The organism is Stenotrophomonas maltophilia, from assembly GCF_006974125.1.
Taxonomy (GTDB): domain Bacteria; phylum Pseudomonadota; class Gammaproteobacteria; order Xanthomonadales; family Xanthomonadaceae; genus Stenotrophomonas; species Stenotrophomonas maltophilia_O.
This window is the reverse complement of record NZ_CP037858.1, coordinates 1,162,732-1,177,274: the sequence shown is the minus strand read 5'-3', so window position 1 is coordinate 1,177,274 and position 14,543 is coordinate 1,162,732. Positions and strand designations below refer to the sequence as shown.

The window sequence follows — 14,543 nt, the reverse complement described above, 5'->3', positions numbered from 1 at the left end:
ATAATCGCCCCCACGTTTATCGAGTCGATCCACTTTGAGCAACCAGACCCAGCCCCAGACCATCAAGGTCGATCTGCCCAGCCCGCCGCCGTCCGTGCCGGAACTGCTGGCCAGCGTCCGCCAAGCCACCGAAGACCTGAAGGCCAAGGACCTGGTCGAGATCGATGTGCGCGGCCGGTCCAGCGTTGCCGACTACATGATCGTCGTTTCGGGCACCTCGACCCGCCACGTCAAGTCGATTGCCGATGAAGTCGTGCGCTTCGCCAAGAATCTCGACGTGATGCCGCTGGGTGTTGAAGGCGAGCGCGAAGCCGAGTGGGTGCTGGTCGACCTGGGTGACGTGATCGTGCATGTGATGCTGCCGCGCGTGCGTGAGTTCTACGCACTTGAACGCCTGTGGACCGTTGGCGACCAGCCGCCGTCCAGCGACGACGAAGTGGCCTGAGCCGCACGTTGATGCATCCCTTCGACGGCGCCGATGGCGCCGTCGACGTTTTGGAGGACCGTTGATGAAAGCCCGCCTGATTGCTACCGGTGAACGCGCACCCAGCTGGGTGGCGCAGGGTTTCGCCGAGTACCAGAAGCGGCTGTCGCACTGGTTGCCGTTCGAACTGGTGGAAATCGAGCCTGGCCTGCGTGGCAAGGGCCGTGATGCGCGCCGCGCCACCGAAGACGAAGGCAAGCGCGTGATCGCCGCGCTGCCGAAGAATGCCTACGTGGTCGCGCTGGATGTGCCCGGTCGCCAGCTCAGTTCCGAGCAGCTGGCACAGCGCCTGGAGCATTGGCGCGGGCAGGGCAGGGACCTTGCCTTCCTGATCGGCGGCCCGGAAGGGCATTCGCCGGAAGTCTCCGCGCTGGCCGATGAGAAATGGTCGATCGGACCGTTGACGCTGCCCCACATGCTGGTGCGCCTGGTGGTGGCCGAGCAGTTGTACCGGGCCGCCGCAATGATTGCGAATCACCCCTACCATCGCGCGTGAAGAGTGGTTATACTAGTCGTCTGCCCGAATAGCTCAGCCGGTTAGAGCACTTGACTGTTAATCAGGGGGTCGTTGGTTCGAGTCCAACTTCGGGCGCCACATTGAAGAGACCTGCATCGCAAGATGCAGGTCTTTTTTTTGCGTTGGTGTAGAGCCGAGCCCGCGCTCGGCTTCGAGAATGCAGCCGAGCGCGGGCTCGGCTCTACAATCTGCTGTATCCAACCACGGATGTTGATCGTGCGCGCACTCCTGTCCGTCGTCTTTCTGCTGCTTGCACAACCGACGTTCGCCGCAGCGAATGCGGCACCACCGACCTGGCATCCGCCGCAGGGCACCACCGAGCTGCCGTTGTGGCCGCAGGGCATGGTGAAAGCGCCGCCAAAACTGAAAGGCCCCGAGCAGGTTGGCGAAGCAGTTTCCAAGGCCAGCGGAGAACGCTGGACGATGCTGCAGAACGTGGCCGTGCCGACACTCACTGTGTTTCCGCCGAAGGGACCGGCCAATGGCACCGCGGTGATGGTGGTGCCCGGTGGTGGTTATCGGGTGCTGGCGATGGACCTGGAAGGCAGCGAAATCTGCGATTGGTTGAACGCGCAGGGCATCACCTGCGCGCTGCTGAAGTACCGCGTGCCGGCGTCCGGCCCGAACTGGGATCCCGACTGCAACTGTCGCGACAACCCGACGGTGCCGATGGCCTTGCAGGACGCGCAACGTGCAATGGGCCTGCTGCGCGCGCAGGCAGAGCGCTGGAACATCGATCCGAAGCGGGTGGGGGTGATCGGTTTTTCGGCGGGTGGGCACGTGGTGGCGGGATTGAGCACGCATGCACGTCGCAGCTACACGGCGGTCGACGCGGCCGACTCAAAGTCCAGCCGCCCGGATTTCGCGATGGTGATGTACTCCGGCCATCTGTGGGCCGGGCATGGCAAGGGGCTCTCGCTGGTCAGGGACATCGTCGTGGATGACGCGGTGCCGCCGACGTTCATTGCGCAGGCCACCGATGATCGCACCGATGACGTGCGCGAATCACTCGCCTACTACCAGGCCCTGATTGACGCAGGCGTGCCCGTCGAGATGCATCTGTTCGCCCGCGGCGGCCATGCGTTCGGTCTGCGCATGAAGGATGCACCGGTCACGGCGTGGCCGCGGCTGGCCGAACGCTGGATGCAGGATATCGGCATGCTGCCGGAACGCCAGCTGTAGAGCCGGGCCATGCGCGACTGCCTGTGCCAAGCCGGGCGCGGGCTCGGCTCTACAGTGCCAGCTCACCTCTGGAGAACGCGACCAGCGTAGCGATGGCCACCACCAGAATGGCACCGAACAGCACCCATTCCCATCGCGTAAATACCTGCTCACCGCGTTGGAGCCGGGTCAGTGCGAACACCACCACGCCGGGCACATACAGCAGCACCGACAGCAGCAGGTTGTCGAGACCTCCTGCATACACCAGCCACAACGCGTAGGCACTGGCCAGCAGCGCCACCGCGAAATCGCGCCCGCGCACGCCCGGTTCACCCGCATAGGCGTGCCCGCGCCACGCCAGTTGCACGCCGAACGCGGTCGACAGGAAGTAGGGCACCAGGCTCATCGACGCGGCCAGCAGCACCAGGCCGGTGTAGCTGCCGGAGTTGACCAGCACCAGCAGCAGGAACAGCTGGATCAACCCATTGCTCAGCCAGAGTGCGTTGGCCGGCACGCCGCGCGCGTTCTCGCGGCCCAGGAAGGCCGGCATGGTGCCGTCGCCCGCAGCGGCGTACAGCACTTCGGCACACAGCAGCACCCAGGCCAGCAGCGCGCCGAGTACCGAAATGATCGAGCCGATGATGATCACCGTCGCGCCCCACTCGCCAACGATGGCGCGCAGCACGTAGGCCATCGACGGATTGGGCAATCCGGCCAGTTCGGCCTGCGACAGTATGCCCATCGACAGCAGGCTGACCAGCACCAGCAGCAGCCAGACGCCGAGGAAGCCGATCACCGTAGCGCGGCCGACATCAGCACGGCGGGCCGCGCGGCGCGAGTAGATGCTGGCGCCTTCGATGCCGATGAATACCCACACGGTCACCAGCATCATGCCGCGCAGCTGCTGGCCGAGGTCGCCGAGCGCGGGCGTGCCCAGGAAACCGGCACGGAACACATCCATGCGGAACGCACCGGCGGCCAGGATCAGGAACAGCGTGATGGGCAGCAGCTTGGCCACCGTCACCAGGCCGTTGACGATGGCGGCGGTGCGCAGGCCGCGCAGCACCAGCAGGTGCACGGTCCAGAGGAGCAGCGACGAAGCGGCCACGGCGGCCGGGGTGTTGCCTTCACCGAAGACCGGCATGAAGTGGCCGAGGCCACTGAAGATCAGCACGAAGAAGCTGGCGTTGCCGAGTACCGAGGCGACCCAGTAGCCCCATGCCGCGGAGAAACCGATGTAGTTGCCGAAGCCCTCGCGCGCATACGCATAGATGCCGGTATCGAGATCCGGCCGGCGGTTGGCCAGGGCCTGGAACACGAAGGCGAGCATCAGCATGCCGGCGCCGCTGACCGCCCAGCCGAGCAGCGCCGCTGCCGGCCCGGCGCTGCGCGCCACGTTCTGCGGCAATGAAAAGATGCCGGCGCCGACCATCGAGCCGACCACCAGTGCGGTCAACGCGGGCAGCCCGAGGCGTTGTGAGGTCGTGGCCATGATGTCCCCTGCGGCGGTGATGCCGCTACCCCACGGTAGCGGCGTGCCCGTGAACATGCGCGCAAGGGGGCCGCAACGACGAAGGCCCGGGCAGATGCCCGGGCCTTCGAAGGTGGTGCGTTGAACGGTATTACTTGAAGGTGTACTTGGCGCCGACGGTGAAGTAACGGCCGATGGCACCGCTGAAGTGCAGCGGGTTGTAGTTCACGCCACCGTAGGTGGACGGATCCAGCGGCGCGATGCGGTCGAACACGTTCTGCACAGATGCGTTCAGCTCGAAGGCGTCAGTGATGTTCCAGCGGCCCGACAGGTCGAAGGTGGTGAACGAGGAGATCTTCTTGACGTCCGTACCGTCCGCATATGCGAACAGGTAGGAGCCATCCGGACCGCGGAAGTCCTTGTTGTCCATCTTCGAGATGTAGTTGGCGACGCCGCTGACGCTCCACGGGCCCTGCCTCCAGGTGGTGCCGAAGTTGATGCGGTCCTTCGGCGTGCCGATGCAGTTGGTCACGTCGCAGTTGCCGTGGGTACCGGCGTAGTCGACAGTCACGTCGGCATCGGTGCGCTCGAACTTGAGCACATGGCTCCACTGCAGGTCCATTTCCAGCTGGCCCGGGCCGATATCGAAGGTCTGGCGGATATCGGTATCGATACCCCGGACCCGGGTCGATGCGGCATTGATGTACTGCGTGTTGACCGCCAGGATGCTGCCGGTACCGGGGACGCCATTTAGCAGGTTGTTGTCACGCAACACGTTGCCGGCGGCAATGGCTTCGGAGGTGCTGCCCTGGGCGATTTCGTTGGTGCGCTTGATCTGCCAGGCATCGATGGTCAGCGAAGTCGTGGACGTGGGCTGCAGGACGATACCCACCGAATAGCTCTTGGACTCTTCCGGTTTCAGGTCCTTGTTCGGGCGGGTGATGATGGCGACCGGCAGAGCGCCACAGTCGTCGTCGTTTGCACCTGGTGCCGGGTTGCCGCCCGGGCAACGCACCGGGTCGGACGCATTGGAGAATGCTGCCAGACCACCATCGCCGTTCTCGGCTGGGTTCGGTGCACGGAAGCCTTCCGCATAACTGCCGCGCAGTGCGATCCAATCGGCCGGCGTCCACTTGATGCCGATCTTCGGCGTGGCCTTGCCTTCACCGCTCTCGTACTTGTCGTAGCGCACCGCACCGGACAGTTCCAGGGTTTCCAGCACGGGTGCGGACAGCTCGACGTAACCGGCGTACACGTTCTGGGTGCCGTCGTAGGCCGAGTAGCCCAGGCCGATGATCTGGCCCTGGTCGGTGTAGGTCTGCGGGGTCAGGCTGTTGCTGGTCTTGCGCCATTCAGTACCCAGCGCCAGGCCCAGCGGGCCACCCTTCAGGTCCATCAGGCTGCGCGACACGGTGAAGTCGAACATGTCCAGGCTCGACTTCGCACGTGCGCTGATATCCGGCGAAATGAAGTCGTACAGCGCCTGCGAATTGAGATTGGCGTTGTCGCCGATGCGCCACACACCACCGGCACAGTTCGGGTTGGCCAGTGCACAACGTACATTGTCGTAGTTGAGGAAGCCGGTGCGCTTGTTGACCAGGTCGGTGCCGGAATGCAGGTAGGCGGTGTCGTAGCTCCAGTCGCCCCAGTTGCCCTTGACGCCGACCAGGAAGCGGGTGAACTCGTTGGTGTTGTTGGTTACACGCGGACCGACATCCCAAGCCGAATAGCGCAGGCGCGAGGCCTGGCCCGGAATCGGATTATCTGGATGGTTCGGTCCCAGCACCGTAGCGCCATCGCCACTGTTGGCGTTGACCGGGCCGCCCGGATAGCCCCAGCCGCCTGAAACGCCAGACGGGGTGTTGCTGAAGGTGGTTTCCTTCTTTGAGTAGCCGATTTCGGTGTAGATCTCTCCACCTTCACCAAAGGCGAAGCTGGCACGTCCAAACACATTGACGTACTTCTCTTCCGGGGTGAGATCGCGATACAGCTGGTTCGGATCCCACAAGCAGCCCTGCGCCTGTGCGGACGCCTCTGTCTGGCCCGGAATCGTGGTAAGACCAGCACAACCGGGCAAAGCGACCAGGAAGGCAGGATTCTCTTCGGTTACATTGCGATCGTCATATACCGAACCATTCGGACCAACACCACCGCGGGTCTTGCCGCTGAGGAAGGCGCCGCCCAGGAACTGGGCGTTGTTGCCGTAGCCCCACGGGCGGGTATCACCGGTACCGATCCATTTGCGGTTCTTGCGATCACTGATCTTGATCGCATCGGTCTTGGCGACATCCAGGCTGAAGAAGGCATTCCAGCCGTCGGTTGCGAGGTCGCCAGTACCCGCGGTCAGGGTCGCCTTCTTCGCGTCGCCATCGCCGTCGCCGGAGACACCGTAGGAACCGCGCAGGATCGCGCCCTGGAAGTCACTGCGCAGGATGATGTTGACCACGCCGGCGATGGCATCGGAGCCATAGATCGCCGAGGCGCCATCCTTCAGCACTTCCACGCGTTCAACCGCGTCGAGCGGAATGGTGCTCAGGTCGGTGAAGACCTTCTGGCCGTCGTCAGCCAGGCCGTAGGTGGCCATGCGGCGGCCGTTCAACAGGACCAGGGTCGAACCCGCGCCCAGGCCACGCAGCGAAATACCGGCGCCACCGCCGGCGAAGCCGTTGCCGAAGGTCTTTGGAATGGAGCCGGAACCATCAGCAGTCAGGGTCTGCAGGTATTCGGCAACCGTGGTCTTGCCGGTGCGGTCGATTTCCTGGCGGGTCACCACCTGCACCGGGGACGGTGTTTCGGTGTTGGTGCGCGGAATGTTCGAACCGGTAACCGTGATGCGGTCCAGGTTGGTGGCCTTTTCCTGCGCGAACGCGGAGGTGGAAGCCACGGCGCCAACCAGCAGCAGGGTGCCGCCGGTAAGGATGTGGGTGATGGACGATGCCAGGGTGCAGCGGCGGCGGCTGGCGGGCCGTTGGATCAGGTGTTTCACAGCTTCTCTCCTAACTGGAAAACCGTAGCGTTGAGGGCTGTCTCCGGAGTGTCCGGGACGGGCCAATCTAGGTTTCCGACGGGTGACGAAGTCGTGAAATTTTGCTTAATCCGTAACGTTTGAGCTCGAACTTTGCCGAGTTTGGCATTTCGATCCCGAAGGCCGGTCCGACAGGCGGTCGGACCGGCCCCGAATCGTCAGTCCGGCAACGAGAACTGCACCGGCACCAGGCCGATGGCCGGTACCGCTACGCCATCACGCTGGGCCGGTTCAAAGCGCCAGCGCTTGAGCACCTGCTGGCGTGCGGCCTGGTCCAGGTGGCGCGAGCCACTGCTGCGCTCGATGCTGACCGCGACCGGCTGACCGCTGCTGTCGACCTCCACCCGCAGCAGCACCGTGCCCTGCTCATGGTTGCGCAGCGCGGCGACCGGATAGGCCGGCGGTGGGGCACTGCGGTACTGCAGCTGGGCGCCGGCCAGCGGTGCATGGGCGTCGATGCTCGGCGCGAGTTGCGGCGCGGCCTGTTCGGCGGCCGGCAGCGCGATGCCCTGGGTCTCTTCCACGGTCGCCGTGGGAGCGGGCAGTGGCGGAACCACCGGCTGGGTGCGCGGTTTCGGCACGACCCGGGCGACTTCCTCCGGTTCCTGCAGTACCGGAGGGGGCGGCGTTGGCGGAATCTTCTCGATCAGCCTGACCGTGGTCTTGTCACGCGGGACCTGCACGGCCTGGTAGGTCGCCGGGATCAACAGCAACAGGAACGCGAGCAGATGCAGGGCGATGGCCGCGCTCCAGGCGGCAACGCGGGCGGGGTCGAAGTGCGGGGATGCAACGGGATACGTACGAACCATGGTCCACCTCCATGCCAGTGACGAAGTCCTCAACGCACCAGGGCCCGTGGCGGGGTTGCCGCACGCGGCTGGCAGCCAATCATTAACGCCAGGCCCCGGCCACTGCCTAGAGGCAGGGACAGGATCGTTGGGCTGGCCTTCAGCCAGCCGCCCCGGCCCACATGAAAAAGGCGGGCCCCCTGCGGGACCCGCCTCTGTCTACCGGAAGGGATGGGATCAGCGACCCAGTTCGAACACCACGTCCAGATTGACCGAAACAGTGGATTCACCCGGTGCGACCGGGGTGGCCTTGTCCATCGCTGCGCCGGCCGACATGGCCCGCATCATCGGCATCGGGCGGTAGCCGCCGCCGGCGTTCTCGGAAATGCTGACGATGCGGCGCACCTGCAGGCCCAGCGACTTGGCGTAGGTCTGGGCACGGGCCTGGGCCTTCTTCAGCGCGGCGAGGCGGGCTTCGTCATAGACCGGTTCGGGCTGATCGATCTCGAAGCTGGGGCCGTTGATCTGGTTGGCGCCCTGTGCGGCCAGCGCGTCCAGCACCTTGCCGAGCTTGGCGATGTCGCGGACCTTCAGGCTGACCGTGTTGCTGGCCTGGTAGCCGGTGATCTTCGGCGCTTCGTTGTCGGCGTAGCGGTACTGCGGGTTGAGGCTGACCCCGCTGGTCTGCACGTCGCGCTCGGCGATGCCGGCGGCCTTGACCGCTGCCAGCACCTTGTCCATCTGCTGGGCGTTCTGGCGCATCGCGCTGTTGCCATCGGCGGCCTGGGTCACCACGCCGGCCGACAGCGTGGCGACGTCCGGCACACGGGTGGCTTCGGCGTTGGACGAGATGTTCAGCAGGGTGCCTTCGGCCGCGGCGGCGATCGATGGCGACGACGGGGCAGCATGGGCGGTCATCGAGGTTCCAAGGGCGAGGGACAGGGCGAGCAGCAGCGGGGTGGCGGTCAGGCGCATGGGATCTCCTTGTTGTGCGGTGAGGGTGGTGTCGTAGCGATGAACGCGCTGTGAGCCCGTTCGGGGTTGTGTGCGTTCCTCGACGGGTTGCCGACGATTCAGGTGACGGGCTCAGGTTATGCTGTGCCGATGCTCTATCTTGCTTCCCGCTCCCCCCGACGCAACCAGTTGCTGGCCCGACTCGGACGCCCCTTCCAGGCCCTGGACCTGGAGGTCGTCGAGCAGCGCGCCGCGACCGAGAGTGCCGAACAGTATGTGTGCCGGGTCGCCGCCGACAAGGCGCGTGCCGGGCTGGCGCGGGTGCTGGCCGAAGACCCGCAGGCGCGGGTGCTGGGCTCGGACACCGAGGTGGTGCTGGACGGTGAAGTGTTCGGCAAGCCGGCCGACGCAGCCGACGCGCGTGCGATGCTGGCGCGACTGGCCGGGCGCACCCACCAGGTAATGACCGCCGTGGTGGTGGTCGGTGCGGATGGGCTGGACAGCGAACTGGTCATTTCCGAAGTGACCTTCGCGCCGATCGACGCTGCCGACATCGCCGCCTACGTGGCCACCGGTGAGCCACTGGACAAGGCCGGCGCCTACGCCATCCAGGGCGGGGCCGAACGCTGGATCGAACATCTTTCCGGCAGCTACTCCGGCGTGATGGGACTGCCGCTGCTGCACACTGATCGTCTGCTGGCGCGCTGCGGCGTGCCGGCCCCAACTGCTGATGCCGCCAGGGAGGCTGCCGATGTCTGAGGAAATCCTGGTCAATGTGACCCCGCGCGAAACCCGGGTCGCGGTGATCGAAAACGGCATGCTGCAGGAACTGCACATCGAGCGCGGCTGGCGCCGTGGCGTGGTCGGCAACATCTACAAGGGCAAGGTGCAGCGGGTCATGCCTGGCATGCAGGCGGCCTTCGTCGAAGTGGGGCTGGAGCGCGCCGCGTTCCTGCACGCCAACGACGTGGTGCGCCCGGCCCCGGTGGCCAGTGCCGACACCGAGAACACGACCCTGCCGCCGCCGGCCAGCGTGCCCATCGTCGAGCTGCTGCGTGATGGCCAGGACATCGTGGTGCAGGTGGTGAAGGACCCGATCGGCACCAAGGGCGCGCACCTGACCACGCAGATCAGCATTCCTTCGCGCTACATGGTGCTGCTGCCGCAATCCAAGGTCGTGGGCGTGTCCGCGCGCATCGAGGATGAAACCGAGCGCGCGCGGCTGAAGGCATTGGTGACCGAGCTGTCGGCCCAGCATGGTGGCTACGGCTACATCGTGCGTACCAACGCCGAGGGCCAGCCGGCCGAAGCCATCGCCGAGGACATCGCCTACCTGTCGCGGGTCTGGAACGTGGTCGAGCGTCGTGGCCGCGAAGCTGCCTCGTGCAGCAACATCTATGAAGACCTGAGCCTGCCGCTGCGATCGGTGCGCGACCTGATCCGCAAGGACGTGGACAAGGTGAAGGTCGATTCGAAGGAAACCTTCGCCCAGCTGCAGGCCTTCGTGGCCAAGTACATGCCGGTGCTGGCCGAGAAGCTGGAGCTGTATTCGGGCGACCGGCCGATCTTCGACATGTTCGGGGTGGAGGACGAGATCGGCCGCGCGCTGGACAAGCAGGTGCCGCTGAAGTCCGGCGGCTACCTGGTCATCGACCAGACCGAGGCGATGACCACCATCGACGTGAACACCGGCTCGTTCCTTGGCCAGCGCAACCTGGAAGAGACCGTGTTCCGCACCAACCTGGAGGCCGCGCAGGCGGTGGCCAGGCAGCTGCGGCTGCGCAACCTCGGCGGCATCATCATCATCGACTTCATCGACATGGATGATGCCGAGCACCGCCGCCAGGTACTGCGTACGCTGGAAAAGGCGCTGGCCCGCGACCATGCCAAGACCACGGTGTACGACTTCTCGCCGCTGGGCCTGGTCGAAATGACCCGCAAGCGCACGGTCGAGAGCCTGGAGCGCCAGCTGTCGGAAACCTGCCCGCAGTGCAGCGGTCGTGGCAGCATCAAGACCACCGAAACGGTGACCTACGAGATCTTCCGCGAGATCACCCGTGCCGTGCGCCAGTTCGATGCCGCGCGCCTGCTGGTGATCGCCTCGACCAAGGTGGTCGCGCGCATCACCGACGAGGAGTCCTCGGCGGTGGCCGAGCTGGAGGAATTCCTCGGCAAGAGCATCCGCTTCCAGGCGGACGAGCAGTACCTGCAGGAGCAATTCGATGTTGTTCTGCTCTGATCCTCGCCGGCCGCAGGCCGGCGGTGGCCGATGAGCGCGCCGCCGCGCCTGCGACTGCGAAGGATCCGCCGTCATTTCATTGCCGCCTGCGCGGTGGGCCTGGTCGGGCTGGCACTGCTGGTGGGCACCCTCAGCCAGCTGCTGCCGCTGGCCGAGCGCCATCCCGACAGGATTGCCGCCTGGTTGAGTGAACGCGCCGGCCAGCCGGTGCATTTCGACCAGCTGCAGACGGCCTGGACCCGGCGTGGTCCGCTGCTGCAGCTGAAGGGCCTGCGCATCGGCGCCGGCCAGGGCCTGGCCATCGGCGAGGCCGAGGTGCTGGTGTCGATGTACAGCGGGCTGCTGCCCGGCCGCTCGTTGACCGAACTGCGCCTGCGTGGCCTGGCACTGGACCTGCAGCAGGGCGAGGACGGCCGCTGGTCGGTGCGTGGCCTGCCGCAGTCCAACACCGGCGGCGACCCGCTGGACGCGTTGCGCCGGCTGGGCGAACTGCAGGTGATCGGTGGCCGCCTGGGCGTGCATGCGCCGGGCCTGGGCATCGACACCACGCTGCCGCGCATCGACCTCCGCCTGCGCGTCAACGGCCAGCGCCTGCGGGTGGGCGTACGGGCATGGGCACAGGCCGATGCGCTGCCTTTGACCGCGGTACTGGACGTGGACCGCGCAGGCGGCAACGGCCAGGCCTGGCTTGGCGCAGACCCCGTTGATTTCCACGCCTGGTCGCCGCTGCTGGCGGCCGGGGGCATCCGCCTGCGCGAGGGCAAGGGCGAACTGAACCTGTGGCTGACCCTGCGCGATTTCGCGCCGGTGGCCCTGACCACTGATTCGGACCTGCGTGACGTCCGCATCGACGGCGCACCGATGCCCGACGTGGCTGCTCCGCAGCTGCAGCTGCAGCGCGTGCAGGCCCGCCTGCGCTGGCAGCGCCAGGCCGATGGCTGGGCGTTGCAGGTGCCGCGCCTGCGCCTGAAGTCGGCGGACGGTGAACAACAGCTCGATGGCCTGCACCTGCAGGTCGGCAAGCAGTTGCGGGTTGGTTCCGGCGAGGTACAGGCCGGTACCGCGCTGCGGGCCCTGGCGCTGAGTGATCGCCTCGACCCCGGCCTGCGCCATTGGTTGTTCCTGTCCAAACCGCAGCTGGATGTGCGTGAGCTGCAGCTGGCCGGTGAACGTGATGGCCCGTTGTGGGTGCAGGGTGAGCTGCAGTCGCTGGGCTTCGCCAGCGTGGGTCACTCGCCGGGCCTGCGCGGCCTGGGGGGGGCGCTTCGAGGGCGATGCCGATGGCTTCAGCCTGCAGCTGCAGCCGCAACGTCAGCTGCAGTTCGATTGGCCGACCGGCTTCGGGGTGCGCCACGACCTGCATCTGGCCGGGCAGGTGGTGGGCTGGCGCGACGAGGCCGGTGGCTGGCGCATCGGCACCGCGGCGATGCGGGTGGAAGGTACCGATTACGCAGCCGACGTGCGTGGCGGCGTCTGGTTCCAGGGGGACGGCACGCGGCCGTGGCTGCAGTTGGCGGCCAAGCTGGACGATGTGCCGATGACCGCGGCCAAGCGGTTCTGGATCCATTCCAAGATGAGCAAGGGCGCCACCGACTGGCTGGACATGGCACTGGCCGGTGGGCAGGTGCGCAACGGTGTCGGGCTGGTCAGCGGTGACCTGGATGACTGGCCGTTCGACAACCATGATGGCCGCTTCGAGGCCACCGGGCACATCACCAATGGCGAGATCCGCTTCCAGCACGATTGGCCGCTGATGCGCCAGGTCGATGCCGACATCGCCTTCATCGGCCCCGGCTTCGACATGCGCGGGCGCGGCGATCTGGCCGGCGTGGCGGTACAGGCATTCGAAGCGGGCATTCCGGACTTCGGCCAGCAGCCGCTGTATGTGCGCGCGGATGCGCCCAGCGATGCGGGCAAGCTGCTGGCGATGCTGCGGCAGAGCCCGCTGCAGAAGGACTATGGCGATACCCTGGACAACCTGGTCGCCAGCGGCCCAGCGCACGTGACCTTCGACCTGCTGCAGCCGCTGCACCACGATGAAGGCGGCGGTCACCTGCAGGGCACGGTCGACCTCAACGGTGTGAAGCTGGTGGACAAGCGCTTCCAGCTGGCCTTCGACAACATGCATGGGCAGGCGCGCTACAGCAATGGTGGCTTCGGTGCCGAGGAACTGGCGGTGCGCCACCTTGGTCAGGACGGCCGCTTGAGCCTGCGCGCCGGCGGCTACGTGCACGACAGCAGGCTGGCGTTCGAGTCGCAGCTGGCGGCCAACCTCGACGCGGGCGTGCTGATTGACCGTGCCCCGGAAATGGCGTGGCTCAAGCCCTATATCGCCGGTACCTCGCCATGGACCATCGCGGTCAACCTGCCCAAAGTCGCACCGGGAGCGCCCTCACCGCCCAGCGAGCTGCGCCTGAGTTCGGATCTGGTGGGAACCCGCCTGGACCTGCCGGCGCCCCTGGACAAGCCGGCCACCGAGCCGCTGGCGACCACGGTGGCCGCGCAGCTGCCGATGGGTGCCGGCCGCATCGACGTGGCCTTTGGCCAGCGGCTGGCGCTGGCCGCGCGCAGCCACAACAACCGCACCGGCGTGCAGGTCACTCTGGGCAGCGACCATGCCGATCGCGAGCCGCCGCCGAGCGGATTGTCCGTCAATGGCCGCAGCCCGACCCTGGATGCGCTGGAGTGGATCGGCCTTGCCCGCGGTGGCAACGACGATGACGGCATGCCGCTGCGTGCCGTAGACGTGCAGGTCGGCAAGCTGATGCTGATCGGCGGCGTCTTCGAGCAGACCCGGTTGCAGCTGCAGCCGGGACCGCAGGCGCTGGATGTGCGCCTGGATGGACCTTCGCTGGCCGGTCGCCTGACCGTACCCAACGCCGAAGGAGGCACCATCAGTGGCCAACTCGACCGCGTGCACTGGCAGTCGTTGCCGCCGGCACCGGGCGCGGCCGCGCCAGCGCGGGTGCAGGCCGGCGCCAACGACATGGACCCGGCCAAGCTGCCGCCGTTCGCGCTGGACATTGCCGACCTGCAGTTCGGCAAGGTGGTGCTGGGCCAGGCGGTGCTGCGTACGCGGCCGCTGGCCAATGGCCTGAACGTGGACGAGCTGCGCTTCCGTGCGCCCGACCAGGAAATCGACATCAGTGGTCGCTGGCTGGGCCGCACCGGTGGTGCCCGCACCGAGCTGACCGCGCAGGTGCGTAGTGAGGACCTGGGCGGCCTGATGCAGAACCTCGATTACGGCGGCCAGCTGCGCGGCGGCTCCGGCCAGGCGCAGCTGCAGGCGTCGTGGAGCGGGGGGCCGTCGGACTTCCAGCTGGCCAACCTGCAGGGCCGCCTTGACCTGCACGCGCGCAATGGCCAGCTGCTGGAGCTGGAGCCGGGCGCCGGTCGTGTGCTGGGCCTGCTCAGCGTGACCCAGCTGCCGCGGCGCCTGATGTTCGACTTCCGCGACTTCTTCTCCAAGGGCTTCGCGTTCAACCAGGTCGACGGCAGCGTGCAGTTCGGACAGGGCATGGCCCGCACCGACAAGGTGCTGATCGAAGGCCCGGCGGCGAACATCACCATCCGCGGCCAGGCCGACCTGCGCAACCAGCAGTTCGACCAGACCATCGATGTCAACCCGCGGGCCGGCAATCTGCTGACCGTGGTCGGCGCGGTGGCAGGTGGCCCGGTCGGCGCGGCACTCGGCGCGGCCACCAATGCGGTATTGTCCAAACCGCTCGGCGAGATCGGCGCCCGCACCTACAAGGTGACCGGCCCATGGAAGGAGCCGAAGGTGGAAGTGATCGAACGCAGCCGCGACAAGACCCCGCCAGCGCCCGTACCGCGCCCGGCCCCGGCCCCGGCCGTACCGCCGACCGTTACCGACCTGCCACGCTCACGCTGAGCGTGGACCTCC

9 protein-coding genes, 1 tRNA gene and 1 pseudogene are annotated in these 14,543 nt (G+C 66.7%); 7 read left to right on the top strand and 4 right to left on the bottom strand.

The features are described from left to right. The first annotated feature begins 34 nt into the window (after positions 1–34). The 4 genes from rsfS (at position 35) to EZ304_RS05410 (ending at position 2,183) form a co-directional block, all read left to right on the top strand. A complete protein-coding gene (gene rsfS, locus EZ304_RS05425) occupies positions 35–445 on the top strand; it encodes a ribosome silencing factor (protein ID WP_005410536.1) in 411 nt (136 codons plus the stop codon). A gap of 64 nt (positions 446–509) precedes the next feature. Continuing rightward, positions 510–980, top strand: coding sequence for a 23S rRNA (pseudouridine(1915)-N(3))-methyltransferase RlmH (gene rlmH, locus EZ304_RS05420; protein ID WP_079222687.1), 471 nt, complete (start codon positions 510–512; stop codon positions 978–980). A gap of 22 nt (positions 981–1,002) precedes the next feature. Then, positions 1,003–1,079, top strand: a tRNA-Asn gene (locus tag EZ304_RS05415). A 150-nt stretch (positions 1,080–1,229) separates the two neighbouring features. Further along, positions 1,230–2,183: an alpha/beta hydrolase gene (locus tag EZ304_RS05410; RefSeq protein ID WP_428999723.1), complete on the top strand. Its 954-nt coding sequence runs from the start codon at positions 1,230–1,232 to the stop codon at positions 2,181–2,183. Positions 2,184–2,232: 49 nt separating this feature from the next. Here the strand turns inward: EZ304_RS05410 and EZ304_RS05405 are convergent, their stop codons facing one another. From EZ304_RS05405 to EZ304_RS05390, 4 genes are all read right to left on the bottom strand, one after another. Continuing rightward, on the bottom strand, positions 2,233–3,654 hold the full coding sequence (locus tag EZ304_RS05405) for a basic amino acid/polyamine antiporter (protein WP_142806496.1): 1,422 nt from the start codon (positions 3,652–3,654) through the stop codon (positions 2,233–2,235). 130 nt (positions 3,655–3,784) lie between these two features. After that, the gene (locus EZ304_RS05400; RefSeq protein WP_142806495.1) at positions 3,785–6,619 is read right to left on the bottom strand and encodes a TonB-dependent receptor; all 2,835 of its coding nucleotides are present in this window, start codon (positions 6,617–6,619) and stop codon (positions 3,785–3,787) included. Positions 6,620–6,816: 197 nt separating this feature from the next. Next, positions 6,817–7,467: an energy transducer TonB gene (locus EZ304_RS05395; protein ID WP_099555028.1), complete on the bottom strand. Its 651-nt coding sequence runs from the start codon at positions 7,465–7,467 to the stop codon at positions 6,817–6,819. Positions 7,468–7,683: 216 nt separating this feature from the next. Next, positions 7,684–8,421 carry an SIMPL domain-containing protein gene (locus EZ304_RS05390; RefSeq protein ID WP_099555025.1) on the bottom strand — a complete coding sequence of 246 codons (738 nt, stop codon included), beginning with the start codon at positions 8,419–8,421 and terminating at the stop codon, positions 7,684–7,686. A 129-nt stretch (positions 8,422–8,550) separates the two neighbouring features. Here EZ304_RS05390 and EZ304_RS05385 point away from each other — a divergent pair, with 129 nt between their 5' ends. From EZ304_RS05385 to EZ304_RS05375, 3 genes and pseudogenes are all read left to right on the top strand, one after another. Continuing rightward, complete coding sequence (locus tag EZ304_RS05385; RefSeq protein ID WP_142806494.1) at positions 8,551–9,159, top strand: Maf family nucleotide pyrophosphatase; 609 nt, start codon at positions 8,551–8,553, stop codon at positions 9,157–9,159. Beyond that, complete coding sequence (gene rng / locus EZ304_RS05380) at positions 9,152–10,639, top strand: ribonuclease G (RefSeq protein ID WP_142806493.1); 1,488 nt, start codon at positions 9,152–9,154, stop codon at positions 10,637–10,639. Before EZ304_RS05385 ends, rng begins: the two co-directional genes overlap by 8 nt. A gap of 30 nt (positions 10,640–10,669) precedes the next feature. Continuing rightward, a pseudogene (locus tag EZ304_RS05375) lies at positions 10,670–14,531 on the top strand (YhdP family protein). Positions 14,532–14,543 lie beyond the last annotated feature (12 nt).